Here is a 20,402-nt window from a genome sequence, read left to right as displayed (position 1 = left end):
GGGGGCGAGGATCATGGCGCGCACGGTCTTGCTGGTGGCCACCCTCCTCGGAGCATCCGCGGTGTCGGCGTGCGGGTGGTTCGCGACCTACCAGGTCCAGCCGACCCCGCCGGCCCCACCACCTCCGCCGAGCACGGTGACCGAGACGGTGCCGCAGCCACCCGGGATCGGCCGCGGAACGCCGGAGATCGCGCCGAGCGCTCCGTCGGGCTGCTTCGCCGGGTACCAGACCCAGCAGTCCAGCGTGCAGCTCTGCTCGGAGGCGGGCCAGGTCTACTACTACGGCAGCAGCCAGTCCGGGTCGATCGCGCTGCCCGCCCACCACGTCGGCGGCGGTGCGTACCAGACCGCCAGCAACGACGGCTACGTCTACACGATCAGCCCCGAGGAGCTGGTGATCACCCAGGACGGTGCGGTCGTGTCCGAGCAGCCGGTCCTGACCGCCGGGTACTGAGCTGGGACGGCCGCCGCGCGGTGACCGGAAGGTTCCCCTGCTCAGTCCTTGCCCGCCGAGCCGCCGGTGGGCGGTTCGATGCGCAGGACCCGGTCGTCGCTGGAGATCGGGCTGCCGCCGTCCTTGTTGCTGGTGCCCAGCCAGACCAGGCCGTCCGGGGCGAGGGTGGCCGCCGAGAAGCGGCCGAAGGAGTTCTCCATGACCTTGCTCGGCTGGCCGGTGAACGTGCCGTCGGCGGCGGGGTGCAGCGTGTAGAGCGCGGCGGCCTCGCGCAGCGAGACGACCACGGTGCCGGGGTCGGCGGCGCAACCGGAGACGCCGGGGGAGTCCGGCCAGGTCCAGGCGGGTTCGCCGAGCGGCTCGCCGGGGCGCATCCGGTAGAGCGCGTCCTGGCCGCCGTTGCGGTCTGTGACCCAGAACGTGCCGAGCCCAGGGGTGCCGCACATCCCGCTGGGGTCGGCCAGCCCGGAGCTGACCACCGCCGACCCGGTGGTCGGGTTGCCCTCCGCCGGTGCGCCGAAGCCGTCGATGCGCAGCACCTTGCCCGCCAGCGAGTGCGGATCGGCGGCCTTCGCGGGGTCGCCCGCGTTGCCCGTGGCCACCAGCAGCGCGCCCTTGCCGTCGTCGATCAGCGCGCCGGCGTTCCCGCTGGGGCCGTGCGGGATGCCGGACAGCACCGGTTTCGGCCGGTCGCCGGCGGCGATGCGCACGACCTGGTTCTCGCCGCCGGTGCTGGCGTAGGCGTAGAACAGCTCGTCCTCGGCGTAGGAGGGCGACAGCGCCAGGCCGGTCAGCCCGCCCCCTCCGGCGGGGTCGACCGGGATCCGGGCCACCTCGACGGGTTCGGAGCCCTGCCGCACGCGCAGCACGCGCCCGGTGGTGCGTTCGCCGACCAGCGCGCTCTGCCCGTCGGGCAGCACCGCGACCGCGCCGATCGGGTTCAGGCAGGTCGCCACCACGGACGGGCTCGGGTCCTGGCAGCCCACGACCTGCGCGGGTCCGGGCGGCTGCGGCGCCTCCGAGCCCGGTGTGGGCATCGAGCCCTCGATCTCGGGTTGCGGGCCGGCCTGCGGGGTCAGCGACGGCTGCGCGGACCACGGCCTGGTGTGCTCGTCGGGGAACTGCGCGCACCCGGCGAGCAGCGCACCGAGCGCGACCAGCGCGCCCAGCCGGAGCGATCCGGAACGACCCATACCCACGCCCCGACCTTAACGATCCCGCGGTGAACCCGGGGTGAGCCCGGGCGGCCGATGGCTCATTCGGGCGGGTGCAGCGTTCTGCGGCGCTGCTGGCGCCCGGGCGAGACCGGGATGCGGATGCGCGGGATGGCGGGCGGTGGTGGTTCCAGGCCCAGGCGGGCGCAGTCCACCGCCCGGGCGCGGCGGAGCAGCAGGTCGAGCTCGGCGCGGACCTCCTGGGGAGCTTCCAGCGGGACGAGGTGTCCGGTGTCGAGGAAGCGGATCCTCGCCTGCGGCAGCGAGCCGATCGCGCTGGCCAGGCCGCGCGGTTCGGCCAGCGGGTCGTACCGCCCGGCCAGCAGGGTCACCGGGCAGGTGAGCCCGGCCGGTCCAGGACGCGTCGCGGCGCTCCAGGCCAGCGCCATCTCCAGGTGGCCGAGCCAGTCGTGCTGGATCAGCCCGCCCAGCGCGGCAGCGGTGGCCTCGCCCTCGGGCAGCAGTCCGGTGCGCGCCAGCAGCCGGGCGGTGAGCTGGGGGACCGGCACGCGCGCGGTGGCCGACCGCAGCGCGCCACCCGCCGCGCGCAGCCAAGCGCCGCCACCGGCGGCCAGTGCGCGGCGCGCGAGCGGGGGCACCCCGCAGCACTCCAGCAGCAGCTCGGCGCCGGCGGTCGGCGGGCCGGCGAGCAGCAGCAGCCCGCGGATGCGATCCGGGTGCCTGCGGGCGAGTTCCACGGCCACCGCGGTGCCGCCGGACCACGCGGTCACCACGCAGTCGGGCAATTCCGCCGCGTCGAGGGCCGCCACCGCGTCGGCCACGTGCTCGTCGATGGTGGAATTGCGCTGCGGCGACCAATTCAGCACGCGCGCGGGGCAATCCACCGGCAGCAATTCCGCGGCCGAAACGAGTTCCGGGCACATCAGCACCGCTCGGTCGGCGCTGGCGCCGTGCTCGAACTCCGCGCCGGAGCGCGTTCCAACAGCGGAAACATCGGGTGCGGGGGAGCTCGACGCGGCGAACACGGGGCCTTCCATCCCGCCATTTTCCACGAATGCCCGAAGTCGGGTATCAAACGAATCACGCCTGGGGAAGCTTCGGGAGAAAAACTCGCACGATGGGGTGAGATGCCTTAGCCTCCACCGGCGTGAAGACTCACGACGATCGCCCTGGCGGTGCGGGCGGCTACCCCGACGATCGCGACTACGGCGCGCACGCGCAGCGACCGCGAGCGCGAGGTGCCGCGGGTCCCACGACGAGCACCCAGGGCCCCGGCGCGAAGTACAACAACTACTACGACGAGGACCACGAGTACACCGACGCGGAAGCCACCTCGCTGGTCGGCGGAGTCGACGGTGATTCCGGCTACCACGACGAGATCGTGGAGAAGCACCGGAAGATGTTCGCCTGGAACGCGGGCACCGATCTCGGTTTGCTGGCGCTGCGCTTCGCGCTCGGCGGGATCTTCCTGCTGCACGGTGCGCAGAAGCTCTTCGGCGCGTTCGGCGGTCCCGGCCCCGACGGGTTCGCCCAGAGCCTGAGCAAGATGGGCTTCGAGCAGAGCGCGATCCTGTCGCTGGTGACCGGTGGAACCGAGCTCGGCGCGGGTGCGCTGCTGGTGCTGGGTCTGTTCACCCCGGCCGCCGCGGCCGGGGTGCTCGGCGTGATGGCCAGCGCGGTGTTCGCCAAGCAGGGAGCCGGGTTCTTCAACGCCGACGGCGGTTTCGAGTTCGAGGCCGTGCTCGGCGCGATGGGACTGGCGCTGCTGTTCACCGGGCCCGGACGGGTGGCCCTGGACTACGGGCGGGTGTGGTTCCGCCGCCCGCTCGGCTTCGGCTTCTTCTTCCTGCTGGTCGCCGCGGGCGCGGTGACCGCGGTCACCCTGCTGTTCTACCGCCCCTGACCGGCCACGCGCGAAGAACGGGCCCCGCGGCGAACGCGGGGCCCGTTCTTCGACGGCGGCGGGCCGGCGGCTCGGCCGTTGCGGGTGGTCACCTCGGCGGTGACTCCCGCGCCGGCTCCACCGGGGGCCGCGCGATCACTTGCTGATGTCGCGGACCGCGCCGTAGGAGGCCGAGGTCGCGAGCTTGGCGTAGGCGCGCAGCGCGGTGCTGACCTTGCGCTCGCGGCCGACCGGCTGCCACGGGTGCTCGCTGGATTCCATCTTGTCCCGGCGCTCGGCCAGCACCTCGGGCTCGACGAGCAGCTCCAGCTTGCGCTCGTGGACGTCGATGAGGATCTGGTCGCCGTTCTCGACCAGCCCGATGGTGCCGCCACCGCCGGCCTCGGGGGAGATGTGCCCGACCGAGATGCCCGAGGAGCCGCCGGAGAAGCGGCCGTCGGTGATCAGCGCGCACTGCTTGCCGAGCCCCGCGCCCTTGAGGAACGCCGTCGGGTGCAGCATCTCCTGCATGCCGGGGCCGCCAGCCGGGCCCTCGTAGCGGATGACCAGGACCTCGCCCGGCTGGACCTCCTTGTTCAGGATCGCCGAGACGGCCTGCTCCTGGCTCTCCAGGACCCGCGCGGGACCCTGGAAGTGCCAGAGCTCCTCGTCGATGCCCGCGGCCTTGATCACCGCGCCCTCCTCGGCGAGATTGCCCTTGAGCACCGCCAGCCCGCCGTCGACGGTGTAGGCGTGCTCGACCGAGCGGATGCAGCCGTTCTCGGCATCGGTGTCCAGCGAGGACCAGCGGTTCTCGGTGGAGAAGGCCTGGGTGGTGCGCACACCGCCCGGCGCGGCGTGGAACAGCTCCAGCGCCTGCTGCGTCGGCGACTCGCCGCGGATGTCCCACTTCGACAGCCATTCGGTGAGGCTGGCGCTGTGCACCGAGGAGACGTCGCGGTGCAGCAGGCCCGCGCGGTCCAGCTCGCCCAGGATGGCGGTGATTCCGCCGGCCCGGTGCACGTCCTCCATGTGGTAGTCGGAGTTCGGCGCGACCTTGGACAGGCAGGGCACCCGCTTGCTGGTCTCGGCGATGTCGTCGAGGTCGAAGTCGATCTCGCCCTCCTGCGCGGCGGCCAGCGTGTGCAGCACCGTGTTGGTGGAACCGCCCATCGCCATGTCCAGCGCCATCGCGTTCTGGAAGGCCTTCTCGTTGGCCACCGAGCGCGGCAGCACCGACTCGTCGTCCTCGCCGTAGTAGCGCTTGGCGATGCGCACCACGGTGCGGCCGGCCTCCTCGAACAGCTGGCGGCGCGCGGCGTGGGTGGCCAGCGTCGAGCCGTTGCCCGGCAGCGCCAGTCCCAGCGCCTCGGTGAGGCAGTTCATCGAGTTGGCGGTGAACATGCCCGAGCAGGAACCGCAGGTCGGGCAGGCCGAGCGCTCCACCTCGCTGAGCCCGGCGTCGTCGACCGCGGAGTTGGCCGAGGCGGCGATGGTGGTGATCAGGTCGGTCGGGGCCTGGGCGACGCCTTCGACGACCACGGCCTTGCCGGCCTCCATCGGACCGCCGGAGACGAACACCGTCGGGACGTTGAGCCGCATCGCGGCGTTGAGCATGCCCGGGGTGATCTTGTCGCAGTTGGAGATGCACACCAGCGCGTCGGCCTGGTGCGCGTTGACCATGTACTCCACCGAGTCGGCGATGATCTCGCGCGAGGGCAGCGAGTAGAGCATGCCGCTGTGCCCCATCGCGATGCCGTCGTCGACCGCGATCGTGTGGAACTCGCGCGGCACACCGCCGGCTTCCCGCACGGTTTCGGCCACCACGTCGCCGAGGTCGCGCAGGTGCACGTGGCCGGGCACGAACTGGGTGTAGGAGTTGGCGATGGCGACGATCGGCTTGCCGAAGTCGTCGTCGGTCATCCCGGTGGCGCGCCACAGCGAACGGGCGCCTGCGGCATTCCGTCCGTGTGTGGTCGTTCGGGAACGCAGCTGCGGCATAGGGACCTTCTCAATGAGTGCTTACGGTGCGAGCTGCCGAGGTGGGCCGGCGGCTGCGCCGTTGCGGGCCGTCGGGTCCGGATGCGGTTGACGCATCGGCCTCACCCCGTCGGTTCGAAGATGAAGTTGGACTCGTCCTGCTGGCGGTGCGGCGAGGAGAACCAGGGCGACTTTCTGGCCGCGGCGGATCCGGTCGCTGCTCCGTCGGCGTGGTGGGGCAGGCACCGGCGCCGTCGGCTCCGGTGCCTTGTGGGCGCGGAGCGCGGCGGCGACCCGACATTACTCCTGCGAGGTGGGGTCGGTCAGCCTGCCGCCGCTGATCGCGGCCAGTCCTGGCAGATCGCGGACCCGCACCGCGGGCAGCCGCACCTCCTTGCCCGAGGTGAGCACGGCCTTGATCCAGCGGTTCTCGTGGAGCCGCAGCGAGGACAGCTCGTCCCAGCCGAAGCGGGTGCTGCCCAGCGCGGTTCGCGCGCGGACCTGCTCGGCGTCGACGGTGGTCCCGGTGCGGATCACCCACCACGCCAGCACCAGCGGGATCAGGTAGAGCAGCAGCCAGGGGCCTCCGGCCATGGTGGCCACCGGCGTGATGAACATGATCAGCGCGGCGACGAACACCAGGTGCACGCGGGTGACGCGGAAGGTCAGCGACCGCGGTGCGGACGCCTGCTCTGCGGCGGACTCGGTCGGCTCGGGTGCGGCCTGACCGGCCTCGGGAGATGTCTCGCTCACGAACCGATGGTCTCACCCGCCGGAAACCGCGCCGCACCCTGTCCGCGCGCTGGGACGGCGAGAGCGGTGCGCGTCACATCCGGCCCGGCGCGGCCCGGAACAGCCTTGCTGAGCTGCGCGGACGATCGAGGCCGCGATGCGCTTTCCCCCGAACGGGTGTCCAGCATGCGAGACGGCCGTCTCGGATTGTTTGACGCCGATCCTGGCGTTGATTAACGTTCGGGCCATGCTGCGACTGCACGACATTCTCGTACTTCCCCGGCGCGTCGACGCCTAGGAAGTTCGCAGCGTCGACGCGCCAACCCTCGTGGGACCTGTCTGTGGTCCGCGGGGGTTTTTTCGTGTCCAGCCCAACAACCGACCTTGAGGCAGACCCGATGACCAGCGCCAACACCAGGCAAAACCCGGTTCCGGCCCCGCCGCCGGGACGCCGACCCAAGCCTGCGCCGCCGAGCGGTGCCCCAGTGAAGATGACCGGCGCGCACGCCCTGGTCCGCTCGCTGGAGTCCGCGGGCTGCGAGGTCGTCTTCGGGATTCCGGGCGGCACCATCCTCCCGTCCTACGATCCGCTGCTCGACTCCGAGAAGGTCCGGCACGTGCTGGTTCGTCACGAGCAGGGCGCCGGCCACGCCGCCACCGGATACGCCCAGGCCACCGGCAAGGTCGGGGTCTGCATGGCGACCTCCGGACCGGGCGCGACCAACCTGGTCACCCCGCTCGCCGACGCGCACATGGACTCGGTTCCCGTCGTGGCCATCACCGGGCAGCAGGCCACCGGCCTGATCGGCACCGACGCCTTCCAGGAAGCCGACATCTGCGGCATCACGCTGCCGGTCACCAAGCACAACTTCCTGGTCACCGACCCCGAGGACATCCCGCGCACGATCGCCGAGGCGTTCTACATCGCCAACAGCGGCCGCCCCGGCCCGGTGCTGGTCGACATCCCCAAGGACGTCCAGCAGGCCACCATGTCCTTCTCCTGGCCGCCGGAGATGAAGCTGCCCGGCTACCGCCCGACCAGCAAGCCGCACGGCAAGCAGGTCCGCGAGGCCGCCAAGCTCATGGTCGAGGCCACGCAGCCGGTGCTCTACGTCGGCGGTGGCGTGATCAAGGCCGAGGCCGAGGCCGAGCTCCGCCAGCTCGCCGAGCGCACCGGGATCCCGGTGGTCACCACGCTGATGGCGCGCGGCGCGTTCCCCGACTCGCACCCGCAGCACCTGGGCATGCCGGGCATGCACGGCACCGTCGCGGCGGTGGCCGCGATGCAGCGCTCGGACCTGCTGATCGCGCTGGGCACCCGGTTCGACGACCGGGTCACCGGCCAGCTGTCCTCCTTCGCGCCGGACGCCAAGGTCGTGCACGCCGACATCGACCCGGCCGAGATCTCCAAGAACCGGCACGCCGACGTGCCGATCGTCGGGGACTGCAAGGACGTCATCGGCGAGCTCATCGACGCCTACGAGACCGCGGCCGCCGAGCACGGCGCGCTGGAGCTCGAGCAGTGGTGGTCCTACCTCGACGACGTCCGCGGCCGCTTCCCGCTGGGCTACGCCGAGCCCGCTGACGGGACCCTGTCGCCGGAGTACGTCATCGAGCGCCTCGGTGCGATCGCCGGACCGGAGGCCGTCTACGCCGCCGGCGTGGGCCAGCACCAGATGTGGGCCGCCCAGTTCATCGGCTACGAGCAGCCGCGGACCTGGCTCAACTCCGGCGGCCTCGGGACCATGGGCTACGCGGTTCCCGCCGCGATGGGCGCCAAGGCCGGGGTCCCCGACCGCACCGTGTGGGCCATCGACGGCGACGGCTGCTTCCAGATGACCAACCAGGAGCTCGCCACCTGCGCCATCGAGAACATCCCCATCAAGGTCGCCGTCATCAACAACGGCAACCTGGGTATGGTCCGGCAGTGGCAGAACCTGTTTTACGCCGAGCGCTACTCACACAGTGACCTCGGCACCCACAAGCACCGCATCCCGGACTTCAAGCTGCTGGCCGACGCCTACGGGTGCGCGGGCCTGCGGTGCGAGTCCAAAGAGGACGTCGACAGCGTCATCCAGCGGGCTATGGAGATCAACGACCGACCGGTCGTGATCGACTTCGTGGTGGGCAAGGACGCCCAGGTGTGGCCGATGGTGGCCGCCGGCACCAGCAACGACGAGATCATGGCGGCGCGCGGTATCCGCCCGCTTTTCGACGAGGACGAGGGGTGAGCGCGCCGATGACCCGACACACGCTGAGCGTGTTGGTGGAGAACGTCCCGGGTGTGCTGGCTCGGGTTTCCGGGCTCTTCTCCCGCCGCAGCTTCAACATCGAATCGCTCGCGGTCGGCCCGACCGAGCACCCGGAGATCTCCCGGATGACGATCGTGGTCGCCGTCGGCGACCAGCCGCTGGAGCAGGTCACCAAGCAGCTCAACAAGCTGGTCAACGTGATCAAGATCGTGGAGCTGGAGAACGAGGCCTCCGTGCAGCGGGAGCTGCTGCTGGTCAAGGTCCGGGCCGATTCCTCGGTGCGCAGCCAGGTCCTGGAGACCGTGCAGCTGTTCCGCGCCAAGGTGGTCGACGTCTCCCCGGAGGCGCTGACCATCGAGGCCACCGGGGACGTCGATAAGCTCGACGCGCTGCTTCGAATGCTGGAACCCTACGGCGTTCGCGAGATGGTGCAGTCGGGAACGATCGCGATCGGCCGTGGCCCGCGTTCCATCACGGCCACCGCCGTGCGGTGACCGAACTGCCCGAGGTGCGGCTCCGCCACGTCATCGCGATGGCCCAACACCCGCCACAGGGCCGACACATCCGGTTCGCGGCCGCCGGCCGCTGACCGAGCAAGTCCCGAAAGGAAAAGCTGAGAACACCATGGCAGTTGAGATCTTCTACGACGCGGACGCCGACCTCGGCATCGTGCAGGGCCGCAAGGTCGCCATCATCGGCTACGGCAGCCAGGGCCACGCCCACGCGCTGAGCCTGCGCGATTCGGGCGTCGACGTGCGCATCGGCCTGCCCGAGGGCTCGAAGTCCCGGGCCAAGGCCGAGGAGGAGGGCCTGAAGGTCCTCACCCCGTCCGAGGCGGCCGCCGAGGCCGACCTGATCATGATCCTGGCGCCCGACACCAAGCAGCGCGAGATCTACGCCAACGACATCGCGCCGAACCTCGAGCAGGGCGACGCGCTGTTCTTCGGCCACGGTTTCAACATCCGCTACGGCCTGATCCAGCCGCCGGCCGACGTCGACGTCGCGATGGTCGCGCCGAAGGGCCCGGGCCACCTGGTCCGCCGCCAGTTCGTCGACGGCAAGGGCGTGCCGTGCCTGATCGCCGTGGAGCAGGACGCCTCCGGCAGCGGCCAGGCCCTGGCGCTGTCCTACGCCGCGGCGATCGGCGGTGCGCGCGCCGGCGTCATCAAGACCACCTTCACCGAGGAGACCGAGACCGACCTGTTCGGCGAGCAGGCCGTGCTCTGCGGCGGTGCCTCCGCGCTGGTGCAGAACGGCTTCGAGGTGCTGGTCGAGGCCGGGTACCAGCCGGAGATCGCCTACTTCGAGGTGCTGCACGAGCTCAAGCTGATCGTGGACCTGATGTGGGAGGGCGGCATCGCCGGGCAGCGGTACTCCTGCTCGGACACCGCCGAGTACGGCGACCTCACCCGGGGTCCGCGCGTGATCGACTCGCACGTCAAGGACTCGATGCGCAAGATCCTGGGCGAGATCCAGGACGGCACCTTCGCCAAGGAGTGGGTGTCCGAGGACGAGAGCGGTCGTCCGAACTTCAGCAAGCTGCAGGCCGAGGGCAACGCCCACCAGATCGAAGAGGTCGGCAAGAAGCTGCGCGCGCTGATGTCCTGGACCGACAAGTGAGTTCCTCGCGGTAGTAGCGATGCGCCCGAGGCCCGGTGAACGGTTTCGCCAGAGACCGATCACCGGGCCTCGCGTCATGTCCGGGGGGTGGGTAGGTTTCCGCCCGGGCGGGTCTCCCACAACGGGAAATCGCTATGAGTGAGGGATACGGTACGCACTGTGAGTTCAGAGAACGAGATCGTCGACGACAAGGCTCATATCCGGGATGCGCTGGACTTCTCCGCTGCTGAGTGGATCACCAGCACCGACGATCCCGATGAGCCGGGCGTGGAGATCGCCTTCGTCGACGGCTATGTGGGGATGCGAAACGGGGCCGATCCGAGCGGTCCCGTTCTGGTCTTCACTCCTGAGGAGTGGGACGCATTCGTCGCCGGGGCCAAGGACGGCGAGTTCGACGAGCCGTAGGGGACCGGCGCAGCCGGCACCGCGCCGGACCGGAGCCGGTGGCACGGAGCCGACCCCGGCCCGGTGCGGTGTGGCGAGAAATCGCCCCGCCCGCGCGCATCGGAGGTCCGTTCGGGGTCCTGATCTGGGAAGATGGGCCCAGCTGCTCGTCGCCCGGATGGCACCCGAATGGTGGTGATCCGGACAACACCCTTGTGAACACGTTCTCAATCTCCCGTTAAACTTCCGACGTCCGGGCACAACGTCGTGCCGATCGTGATCTTCCGCTTGGAGTTCGCCCGTGACCAATGCAAGCCGTCCTGTCGTCCTTCTCGCCGAGAAGCTGGCCCCGTCCGTGATCGAAGCCCTGGGGGAGGCGGAGATCCGCAACGTGGACGGCACCGACCGGCCGGCGCTGCTCGATGCTGTCGCCGACGCCGATGCGCTGCTGGTCCGTTCCGCAACCAAGGTCGACGCCGAGGTCCTCTCGGCCGCCAAGAAGCTCAAGGTCGTCGCTCGCGCGGGCGTCGGGCTCGACAACGTCGAGGTACCGGCCGCCACCGAACGCGGCGTCATGGTGGTCAACGCCCCCACCTCCAACATCGTCTCCGCCGCCGAGCACGCCATGGCGCTGCTGCTCGCGGTGTGCCGCAACGTCGCGCAGGCCGACGCCAGCCTCAAGGGCGGCGCCTGGAAGCGCAGCTCCTACACCGGTACCGAGCTCAACGGCAAGACCGTCGGCGTGGTCGGCCTGGGCAAGATCGGTCAGCTGTTCGCCTCCCGCGTGGCCGCGTTCGGCACCGAGCTGATCGCCTACGACCCCTACGTCTCCAAGGCGCGCGCCGCGCAGCTGGGCATCGAGCTGGTCTCGCTGGACGAGCTGCTCTCCCGCGCCGACGCGCTGTCGATCCACCTGCCCAAGACCGCCGAGACCCTGGGCCTCATCGGGGCCGAGGAGCTCAAGAAGGCCAAGCCGGGTCTGATCATCGTCAACGCCGCGCGCGGCGGCCTGATCGACGAGGACGCGCTGACCGACGCGCTGCGCAACGGCACCATCGGCGGCGCCGGCATCGACGTGTTCAAGTCCGAGCCGATCACCGACAGCCCGCTGTTCGAACTGGACAACGTCGTGGTCACCCCGCACCTGGGCGCCTCCACCGTCGAGGCGCAGGACCGCGCGGGCACCGACGTGGCCAAGTCGGTGCGGCTGGCGCTGGCCGGCGAGTTCGTCCCGGACGCGGTCAACGTCCAGGGCGGTGCGGTCGGCGAGGAGGTCCGCCCGTACCTGTCGCTGACCCAGAAGCTGGGCCAGACCCTGGCCGCGCTGCTGGGACAGACGCCGAGCTCGGTGACCGTGGAGGCCCGCGGCGAGCTGGCCGACGAGGACGTCGCGGTGCTGCAGCTGGCGGCGCTGCGCGGCGTGTTCGCCGGTGCGGTGGAGAGCCAGGTGACCTTCGTCAACGCCCCGCAGCTGGCCGAGGAGCTGGGCGTGCAGGTCGAGGTCAAGACCGCTTCGGAGAGCCCGAACCACCGCAGCGTGGTCTCGCTCAAGGCGCACATGGCCGACGGCTCGACCGCCGTGGTCTCGGGTGCGCTGTCCGGCCCGAACCAGGTGGAGAAGCTGGTCGAGGTCAACGGCAGGCACTTCGACCTGCGGGCCGAGGGCAACGTGCTGCTGCTGGAGTACCCGGACCGCCCGGGCGTGATGGGCAAGGTCGGCACGCTGCTGGGCGAGGTCGGCGTGAACATCGACGCCGCCACGGTCAGCCAGACCACCGAGCGCTCCAACGCGATCATGCTGCTGCGCGTCGACCGGCCGGTCGACCAGGGCGTGCTCGAGCCGATCGGCGCCGCGGTCGGCGCCTCCATCGTGCGCACCGTCAGCTTCGAGTGACCGGCGGTCGTGCGCGGGTGTCGGCGGTGTCGCAGAGTAGGTGCCGAGTCCGACGCCGCACCTCGACTAACTCGATCGAGTGAGCAAGGGGTCGTCCCGTTCTCCGGGACGGCCCCTTGCTCGCGCCCGGACCCGATGGGCCTCTCACTCGAATGGGGGTCCCACAGTTCGGGAGATATCATCCACTTGGTGGGCCCGGCGTGCCGAAGCTCGTGCGCGTGCCGGTAGCCTTCGGCGCAACAGTTCGAGCCCCGCGAGGATCGGGGTGGTTCCCGGGAGGTGTGTAGATGCGGCTCGCAGTGATCCCCGGAGACGGGATCGGGCCGGAGGTGACATCCGAGGCGCTCAAGGTGCTCGGAGAGGTGGTTCCGGACACCGAGATCACTCGTTACGACCTGGGGGCCGCGCGCTGGCACTCGACCGGGGAGCTGCTTCCCGAGTCCGTGCTCGGCGAACTCCGCCAGCACGACGCGATCCTGCTCGGCGCCGTCGGCGATCCCTCGGTGCCCAGCGGCATCCTGGAGCGCGGCCTGCTGCTGCGGCTGCGCTTCGAGCTCGACCACCACGTCAACCTGCGCCCCGCGCGGCTGTACCCGGGCGTGAAGAGCCCGGTGGCCGACCCCGGCGAGGTCGACATGGTCGTGGTGCGCGAGGGCACCGAGGGCCCGTACGCCGGCAACGGCGGCCTGCTGCGCAAGGACACCCAGCACGAGATCGCCACCGAGGTCAGCCTCAACACCGCCTTCGGCGTGGAGCGGGTCGTGCGCGACGCCTTCGCCCGCGCCGCCGCGCGGCCGCGCAAGCACCTCACGCTGGTGCACAAGACCAACGTGCTCACCCACGCGGGGTCGTTGTGGTCGCGCGTGGTCGAAGAGGTCTCGCTGGAGTACCCGGACGTCACGGTGGCCTACCAGCACGTGGACGCCACCACGATCCACATGATCACCGACCCCAGCCGGTTCGACGTGGTGGTCACCGACAACCTGTTCGGCGACATCATCACCGACCTCTGCGGAGCGGTCACCGGCGGCATCGGCCTGGCGGCCAGCGGCAACATCGACGCCACCCGCCGCAACCCGAGCATGTTCGAGCCGGTGCACGGCAGCGCTCCGGACATCGCCGGGCAGGGCGTGGCCGACCCGACCGCCGCGGTGCTGTCGATCGCCATGCTGCTCGACCACGTGGGTCTGGCCGAGGCGTCCAAGCGGGTCGAGGCCTCGGTGGCCTTCGACCTGGCCACCCGGGACCACTCGGCTCCGGGCGCGACCTTCGCCATCGGCGACCGGCTCGCGGCCCTGGTCTCCTCCCGCGAGGTCGCGCCGCAGATCTGACGCGCGCCGAGCGCTCCCGGAATCGGGCGCCTCCCCGGGCCGCGAACCCGCGCCGGGGGAGGCGCCCGATTCGCGCTCCCGCCTCTTCCGGATCGTGGGAACTGCGTCGCGACGAGTGGACATCGCGGTGCGGTTGCGGGCAGCATGGGCACGTGGCCTCTCGCAGGGTGATCATTATTGGCGAGCGCGTCGGGTGAAGAGCTCCGCACCCCGACGCGCTGACCTCTCGCATCCGCGGGGGGTCTTTTTTGTGCCCGAGCAGCGCCACGTCCGCACGCAGCCGAACCCGACGGGAGAAACCAAGTGACCCGCACCAAGCCGGCAGGCACGCCTCTGGGTGACGACTTCCACGTCTACGACACGACCCTGCGGGACGGCGCGCAGCGCGAGGGCATCGCCTACTCGGTCACCGACAAGCTCGCGGTGGCCCGCCTGCTGGACCACCTGGGGGTCGGGTTCATCGAGGGCGGCTGGCCGGGCGCGCTGCCCAAGGACACCGAGTTCTTCCGGCGCGCGGCCGAGGGCGAGCTCGCCCTCGAACACGCCGCCCTGGTCGCCTTCGGCTCGACGCGGCGCTCCGGGATCGCGGTGGACGAAGATCCCCAGGTCGCCGCGCTGCTGGAATCCCGCGCGCCGGTGGTGACCTTGGTGGCCAAATCGGACCGCAGGCACATCGAGAGCGCGCTGCGCACCGACGTGGACGACAACTGCGCGATGATCGCCGACACCGTTCGCCACCTGGTCGACAACGGGCGCCGGGTGTTCGTCGACGCCGAGCACTTCTTCGACGGTTACGCCCACGACCCCGACACCTCGTTGCGCGTGCTGGAGGCCGCCGCCGGGGCGGGAGCCGACGTGGTGGTGCTCTGCGACACCAACGGCGGTCAGCTGCCGCTGCAGCTCGCCGAGACGGTCTCCGAGGTCATCTCGCGCACCGGGCTGCGGGTGGGCATCCACTGCCAGGACGACACCGACTGCGCGGTGGCCAACAGCGTGGCCGCGGTGCAGGCGGGCGCCACGCACGTGCAGTGCACGGCCAACGGCTACGGCGAGCGCGCGGGCAACGCCGACCTGTTCGCGGTGCTGGGCAACCTCGGCGTCAAGCTCGGCATGCCGGTGCTGCCGGAGGGCAAACTCCCCGAGCTGACCCGGGTTTCGCACGCGCTGGCCGAGATCGCCAACCTGGCCCCGGACACCCACCAGGCCTACGTGGGTCACTCCGCCTTCGCGCACAAGGCCGGCCTGCACGCGAGCGCGATCAAAGTGGACCCCGAGCTCTACAACCACATGGACCCGGCCGCGGTCGGCAACGACATGCGGGTGCTGGTGACCGAGATGGCCGGGCGCGCCAGCCTGGAGCTCAAGGGCGCCGAGCTGGGCCTGGACCTCTCGCAGCGCCCGGACGCGGTCGGCGGCGCGGTGCAGCGGGTCAAGGAGCTGGAGGCGCGCGGCTGGTCCTTCGAGGCCGCCGACGCCTCGCTGGAACTGCTGCTGCGGCGGGAGCTGTCCGGCGACGAGCTCGAGACGCCCTTCGAGCTCGACTCCTACCGGGTCGTGCTCGACCACGCCGACGACGGGGGAGTGCTGGCCGAGGCCACCGTGCGGGTGACCGTGGGCGGGTCGCGCGAGATCGCCACCGCCGAGGGCAACGGCCCGGTCAACGCGCTGGACGCGGCGCTGCGCAAGGCGCTGGTGCCGCACCTGCCGTGGCTGGAGGCGGTGGAGCTGGCCGACTACAAGGTCCGCATCCTGGTCGACGAGCCGGGCACCGACGCGGTCACCCGCGTGCTGGTCGAGTCCCGCGACGGCGAGCAGGAGTGGACCACGGTGGGCGTGCACGCCAACATCGTCGAGGCCAGCTGGCTGGCGCTCTGCGACGCCCTGATCTACAAGGCCCTGCACTGAGGCGGACGGGGTGAGCTGACGGGTTCCGTACCCGAACGCGCTGCTGGGCGGTGGTGCGAAGTATGTTCTAGGTGGACGGCCGCCGCCTGTCCCACGTCGAATTCCGGAGGTTTTGCCTTGCGTTTGGCTCGTGTCGCCCACTCCGACGGGGTGTCGTTCGTCGCGCTGGAGCCGGATCCGGCCGCGCCGCGGGAGAAGATCGTCGCGGTCGAGATCGATCAGCACCCCTTCGGCGAGCCCACCTACACCGGGCGCAAGTGGCCGATGGCCGACGTCCGGCTGCTCGCCCCGATCCTGCCGACCAAGGTCATCTGCGTCGGCAAGAACTACGCCGACCACGCGCGCGAGATGGGTTCGGAGCCGCCGGAGAACCCGGTGATCTTCATGAAGCCCTCCACCTCGGTCACCGGTCCGAACTCGCCGATCAAGTTGCCGTCGAACTCCGAGCGGGTGGACTTCGAGGGCGAGCTCGCCGCGGTCGTCGGGCAGCCGTGCAAGGACGTCCCGGAGGCCCGCGGCACCGAGGTGCTGCTGGGCTACACCATCGCCAACGACGTCACCGCCCGCGACCAGCAGCAGGCCGACGGCCAGTGGACCAGGGCCAAGGGCTACGACACCTTCTGCCCGCTGGGGCCGTGGATCGACACCGAGTTCGACCCGGCCGACGCGTCGATCCGCACCGACCTCGACGGCGAGGTCAAGCAGGACGCCCGGACCTCGCAGCTGCTGCACGGCGTCGGCGGCCTGGTCTCCTGGATCTCGCGGGTGATGACCCTGCTGCCGGGCGACGTGATCCTCACCGGCACACCGGCGGGCGTGGGGCCGATGACCGACGGTCAGAAGGTCACCGTGGCCATCGACGGTCTCGGCGCCCTGACCAACCCGGCCCAGCAGGCCTGAGGGCGCTCCCGAGATCGGCACCCGGCCGAGGGCGACCGGGTGCCGATCTCGCGCGAGCGCGGGGTCATCGGAGAGCGGACTTCGGCGGGCGCTCCTTGATCGCGCCGTAGGCGAGCACGTACGGCGGGATCTTGCGCAGGAACGGCAGCCGGGAGATGGCCCGGACGGGCAGCGGTGGACGGGCCGGCCGCCCGAAGTCGATCTCGCCGCGCAGGGCAGGTGCGACCACGTTGTCGTGGATGAGCCGTTGGAAGCGCTGCAGCAGCGCCGTCGTCGGCCAGCGGCGCCACTGGATCGCCGCGACGTGCCTGCGCCGCAGCCGACCGCTGCGCAGCGGCTCGGCGAGGTGGCGCGCGGCGGCGACCGCGTCCTGCACCGCGAGGTTGATGCCGATGCCGCCGACCGGGGACATCGCGTGCGCGGCGTCGCCGATGCACAGCAGGCCCGGCACGTGCCACTTGCGCAGCCGGTCCAGCGTCACGTGCAGCACCTTCACGTCGTCCCAGCTCCGCACCGGTTCGCGGTCGGCCAGCCACGGCACCTGGCGCACCAGCGCGGAGTTGAACTCCTCGATCGGCCTGCTGCGCTCGGCCGAGTCCGTGCCCTTCTCGATGATCGAGGCCATCTGGAAGTACTCGCCCCGGTCGATCTGCACCAGGAACTTGCTCTCGCGGATCGACCCGATCGCCCCCGCCGGATCCTCGGGCTTGCGCTGCACCTGGAACCACTGCACGTCCATCGGCGTGGGGAAGTCGCGCAGCCCCAGCTCCGGCAGTTCCCGCGCGAAGGACTTCCGCCCGTCGCAGGCGACGGTGATGGTCGCGCGCAGCTCGCCGCTCTCGCCGTCGGCGGTGCGGTACCGGACGCCGTTGACCCGGCCGTTCTCCCGGATCAGCTCGGTCGCCTCGGTGTTCATCCGCAGCGCGAAGCGCGGTTCGCCCTTGCCCTCCTCGGCGAGCATGTCCAGGAAGTCCCACTGCGGGACCATCGCGATGTAGTTGTGCTTGATCGACAGCTTGCCGAAGTCGCCCACGGTGAACAGCTCGCCGCCGGGTCCCAGCGGCAGCTGCACCTTGTCCAGGCGCCGCTGCGGCAGCTCGGCGAACCGCTCGGCCAGGCCGAGGTCGTCGAGCAGCTGCAGCGTTGTGGGGTGCACCGTGTCGCCGCGGAAATCGCGCAGGAAGTCCCCGTGCTTCTCCAGCACCGTCACGTCGACGCCGGACCTGGCCAGCAGCAACCCCAGCACCATGCCGGCGGGCCCGCCGCCGACGACGAGGCACGTGGTCCGCTCCATCGCGATCCCCTCCAGATTTCAACGCCTGTTGAATAACTTCAGCATGCACCTGGCGGGTGCGGCCGTCAAGCCTCCGGTGCGACTGGCTAGGCTTGAATCCGTTATGAGCACGCCAGCCAGCGAAGACGCAGCCAAGGAAGCGGCGAACCGGCCCGTTCGTGCCCGGTTCTGCCCATCGCCGACCGGAACGCCGCACGTCGGCCTCATCCGCACCGCCCTCTACAACTGGGCGTTCGCCCGGCACAACAAGGGCAAACTCGTGTTCCGCATCGAGGACACCGACGCCGCCCGCGACAGCGAGGAGTCCTACGAGGCGCTGCTCGACGCGCTGCGCTGGCTGGGGCTCGACTGGGACGAGGGCCCCGAGGTCGGCGGCGACCACGGCCCCTACCGGCAGAGCGAGCGGCGCGACATCTACGACGACGTCGCCCGGCGCCTGCTCGAAGCCGGTGAGCTCTACGAGGCCTTCTCCAGCCCCGCCGAGGTCGAGGAGCGGCACAGGGCCGCGGGCCGCGACCCCAAGCTCGGCTACGACAACTTCGACCGCGGCCTCACCGATGAGCAGAAGCGGGCCTTCCGCGCCGAAGGCCGCACCCCGGTGCTGCGGCTGCGGATGCCCGACCGCGACATCAGCTTCACCGACCTGGTGCGCGGCGAGATCAGCTTCCCGGCGGGCAGCATCCCCGACCCGGTGCTGGTGCGCGGCAACGGCGACCCGCTCTACACCCTGACCAACCCGGTCGACGACGCGCTGATGCGGATCAGCCACGTGCTGCGCGGCGAGGACCTGCTGTCGTCCACCCCGCGGCAGATCGCGCTCTACGAGGCGCTGCAGCGCATCGGCGTCACCGACTTCACGCCCGAGTTCGGCCACCTGCCGTTCGTCATGGGCGAGGGCAACAAGAAGCTGTCCAAGCGGGACCCGCAGTCCAACCTGTTCCACCACCGCGACCGCGGCTTCCTGCCCGAAGGCCTGCTCAACTACCTGGCGCTGCTGGGCTGGTCGATCTCCGAGGACCGCGACGTGTTCGGCATCGACGAGATGGTCGAGAACTTCGAGATCGGCAGGGTGAGCTCCAACCCGGCCCGCTTCGACCAGAAGAAGGCCGACGCGATCAACTCGGCGCACCTGCGCGCGCTCGCGCCGGACGACTTCGTCGAGCGGATCGTGCCCTACCTGATCGACGGCGGCGTGCTTCCCGCGCAGCCGACCGACGAGCAGCTGGCCACCGTGCGCGCCGCCGCACCGCTGGTGCAGGAGCGGCTGATCGTGCTCTCCGACGCGGTGGGCATGATGGGCTTCCTGTTCGCCGGCGAGGACTTCGAACCGGAGCAGGCCGCGGCCGACAAGGCCCTCGGCGAGGACGCCATGCCGGTGCTCGACGCGGCCGTCTCCGCGCTGGAGGTGCTGCCCGAGTGGACCACCGAGGCCATCGAGGGGGTCCTCAAGGCCGCCGTGGTGGACGGCCTGGGCATCAAGCCGCGCAAGGCCTTCGCGCCGGTCCGCGTGGCCGTGACCGGCCGCACCGTGTCGCCGCCGCTGTACGAGTCCATGGAGCTGCTCGGCCGCGACGTCTCGCTGGCCCGGCTGCGCAAGGCGCGCGGCTGATCGAGACTTCGAGCCAACTGCCAAGACGGAAGGAAAGCGGGATCCGGTTGCACCGGGTTCCGCTTTTCCTCGCAACTATCACCGTGATGGACGAGTCGGACGCGATGCGTCAGCACCTAACCTCGCGGAGTGACGTTCGCGCCTGACGCTTCCCGCAATCCCGCGCCTGCCGGCATCAAGGCCGTGTGCCTCGACCTCGACGAGACCCTCCTCGACGGCGAGCGCGCATCGCGCACCGCCCTGCGGGAGCTGCTCGGCACCGACCGCGCCTGGCCGGTCTGGCAGCGCGTCACCGACCAGCACTACGCGCGCTACCTCACCGGCGAGGTCGGATTCGACACCATGTGCGTCGAGCGCACCCAGGCCTTCTTCGCCGCGTTCGGCGAAACCCTCGGCGGCGCCGAAGCCGCGCGCCGCGAAGCCCGCCGGATGGCCGCCATGCAGCGCGCCTGGCGCCTGTTCGACGACGTGCGGCCCTGCCTCGACTGGTTGGCCGCCAGCGGCCTCAAGCTCGCCGTTGTCACCAACGCCCCCGGCGACTACCAGCGCGCGAAGCTCGGCGCCCTCGGACTGGCCGCCGACTTCGACGCCGTCGTCGTCTCCGGCGACATCGGAATCGCCAAACCCGACCCGCGGATCTTCCGCGCCGCGTGCGAGCGCCTCGACCTGCCGCCCGGCGAGGTGGTCCACGTCGGCGACCGGCTCGGCGCCGACGCGCAGGGCGCCGCCCGCGCCGGCCTGCACGGCGTCTGGCTCAACCGGAACGGCGAGCCGGGCGAGAACGCCGACGTGCCTACCATCACCGGGCTCGACGAGCTCCCCGAACTCCTCGTCGCCGACCTGGTGCTCGGCACCGCCTGCGGCCCCGATCATCTCCTGGCCGCGCGATAAGCGGCGTCACCTGCGAAAATTCAGAAATCGACCCCCCGTGCAGAGGGCCTTCCGGCGGTGGTCTAATATATTCACCAACGGCGCGGACAGCGATCCGGA

At 71.0% G+C, this 20,402-nt stretch carries 17 protein-coding genes; 12 read left to right on the top strand and 5 right to left on the bottom strand.

Features of this window, described 5'->3' with window-relative positions:
* Nucleotides 1-13 precede the first annotated feature (13 nt).
* A complete protein-coding gene (locus tag ACFQRI_RS05675) occupies nt 14-454 on the top strand; it encodes a hypothetical protein (RefSeq protein WP_380665176.1) in 441 nt (146 codons plus the stop codon).
* A 41-nt stretch (nt 455-495) separates the two neighbouring features.
* Here ACFQRI_RS05675 and ACFQRI_RS05670 read toward each other — a convergent pair whose 3' ends face one another.
* Both ACFQRI_RS05670 and ACFQRI_RS05665 read right to left on the bottom strand, forming a co-directional pair.
* Nucleotides 496-1,647, bottom strand: coding sequence for a PQQ-dependent sugar dehydrogenase (locus ACFQRI_RS05670; protein WP_380665558.1), 1,152 nt, complete (start codon nt 1,645-1,647; stop codon nt 496-498).
* A 62-nt stretch (nt 1,648-1,709) separates the two neighbouring features.
* The gene (locus tag ACFQRI_RS05665; protein ID WP_380665174.1) at nt 1,710-2,666 is read right to left on the bottom strand and encodes an alpha/beta fold hydrolase; all 957 of its coding nucleotides are present in this window, start codon (nt 2,664-2,666) and stop codon (nt 1,710-1,712) included.
* 110 nt (nt 2,667-2,776) lie between these two features.
* Here ACFQRI_RS05665 and ACFQRI_RS05660 point away from each other — a divergent pair, with 110 nt between their 5' ends.
* Complete coding sequence (locus ACFQRI_RS05660) at nt 2,777-3,532, top strand: DoxX family protein (protein WP_380665172.1); 756 nt, start codon at nt 2,777-2,779, stop codon at nt 3,530-3,532.
* Nucleotides 3,533-3,667: 135 nt separating this feature from the next.
* Here the strand turns inward: ACFQRI_RS05660 and ilvD are convergent, their stop codons facing one another.
* Together ilvD and ACFQRI_RS05650 are read right to left on the bottom strand one after the other, a co-directional pair.
* Complete coding sequence (gene ilvD / locus ACFQRI_RS05655; RefSeq protein ID WP_380665170.1) at nt 3,668-5,512, bottom strand: dihydroxy-acid dehydratase; 1,845 nt, start codon at nt 5,510-5,512, stop codon at nt 3,668-3,670.
* 279 nt (nt 5,513-5,791) lie between these two features.
* Nucleotides 5,792-6,244, bottom strand: coding sequence for a PH domain-containing protein (locus tag ACFQRI_RS05650; protein WP_380665168.1), 453 nt, complete (start codon nt 6,242-6,244; stop codon nt 5,792-5,794).
* A 377-nt stretch (nt 6,245-6,621) separates the two neighbouring features.
* On the opposite strand from ACFQRI_RS05650, the gene ACFQRI_RS05645 reads away from it, so the two are divergent.
* From ACFQRI_RS05645 to ACFQRI_RS05610, 8 genes are all read left to right on the top strand, one after another.
* Nucleotides 6,622-8,454 (top strand): acetolactate synthase large subunit, encoded by a 1,833-nt coding sequence (locus ACFQRI_RS05645; RefSeq protein WP_380665166.1) that lies wholly within the window; start codon nt 6,622-6,624, stop codon nt 8,452-8,454.
* 8 nt (nt 8,455-8,462) lie between these two features.
* The gene (gene ilvN, locus ACFQRI_RS05640) at nt 8,463-8,969 is read left to right on the top strand and encodes an acetolactate synthase small subunit (RefSeq protein WP_380665164.1); all 507 of its coding nucleotides are present in this window, start codon (nt 8,463-8,465) and stop codon (nt 8,967-8,969) included.
* 130 nt (nt 8,970-9,099) lie between these two features.
* Nucleotides 9,100-10,095 (top strand): ketol-acid reductoisomerase, encoded by a 996-nt coding sequence (gene ilvC, locus ACFQRI_RS05635; RefSeq protein WP_380665162.1) that lies wholly within the window; start codon nt 9,100-9,102, stop codon nt 10,093-10,095.
* Between the two features lie 159 nt (nt 10,096-10,254).
* Entirely contained in the window at nt 10,255-10,500 is a 246-nt protein-coding gene (locus tag ACFQRI_RS05630; protein ID WP_380665160.1) for a DUF397 domain-containing protein, read from the top strand.
* Nucleotides 10,501-10,780: 280 nt separating this feature from the next.
* Complete coding sequence (gene serA / locus ACFQRI_RS05625) at nt 10,781-12,373, top strand: phosphoglycerate dehydrogenase (protein ID WP_380665158.1); 1,593 nt, start codon at nt 10,781-10,783, stop codon at nt 12,371-12,373.
* A 287-nt stretch (nt 12,374-12,660) separates the two neighbouring features.
* Nucleotides 12,661-13,704, top strand: coding sequence for a 3-isopropylmalate dehydrogenase (locus ACFQRI_RS05620; protein ID WP_380665156.1), 1,044 nt, complete (start codon nt 12,661-12,663; stop codon nt 13,702-13,704).
* 303 nt (nt 13,705-14,007) lie between these two features.
* Entirely contained in the window at nt 14,008-15,609 is a 1,602-nt protein-coding gene (gene cimA / locus ACFQRI_RS05615; protein ID WP_380665154.1) for a citramalate synthase, read from the top strand.
* A gap of 117 nt (nt 15,610-15,726) precedes the next feature.
* Nucleotides 15,727-16,509, top strand: a complete 783-nt coding sequence (locus ACFQRI_RS05610; protein WP_380665152.1) for a fumarylacetoacetate hydrolase family protein — start codon at nt 15,727-15,729, stop codon at nt 16,507-16,509.
* A gap of 64 nt (nt 16,510-16,573) precedes the next feature.
* Here the strand turns inward: ACFQRI_RS05610 and ACFQRI_RS05605 are convergent, their stop codons facing one another.
* Complete coding sequence (locus ACFQRI_RS05605) at nt 16,574-17,803, bottom strand: FAD-dependent oxidoreductase (protein WP_380665151.1); 1,230 nt, start codon at nt 17,801-17,803, stop codon at nt 16,574-16,576.
* Nucleotides 17,804-17,906: 103 nt separating this feature from the next.
* Here ACFQRI_RS05605 and gltX point away from each other — a divergent pair, with 103 nt between their 5' ends.
* Both gltX and ACFQRI_RS05595 read left to right on the top strand, forming a co-directional pair.
* Nucleotides 17,907-19,412, top strand: a complete 1,506-nt coding sequence (gltX, locus tag ACFQRI_RS05600; protein WP_380665149.1) for a glutamate--tRNA ligase — start codon at nt 17,907-17,909, stop codon at nt 19,410-19,412.
* A gap of 129 nt (nt 19,413-19,541) precedes the next feature.
* Complete coding sequence (locus ACFQRI_RS05595) at nt 19,542-20,303, top strand: HAD family hydrolase (RefSeq protein WP_380665147.1); 762 nt, start codon at nt 19,542-19,544, stop codon at nt 20,301-20,303.
* Nucleotides 20,304-20,402: the final 99 nt, after the last annotated feature.

Source organism: Saccharopolyspora griseoalba (genome assembly GCF_042665275.1).
Lineage (GTDB): Bacteria > Actinomycetota > Actinomycetes > Mycobacteriales > Pseudonocardiaceae > Saccharopolyspora > Saccharopolyspora griseoalba.
This window is presented reverse-complemented; position numbering and strand designations above follow the sequence as displayed.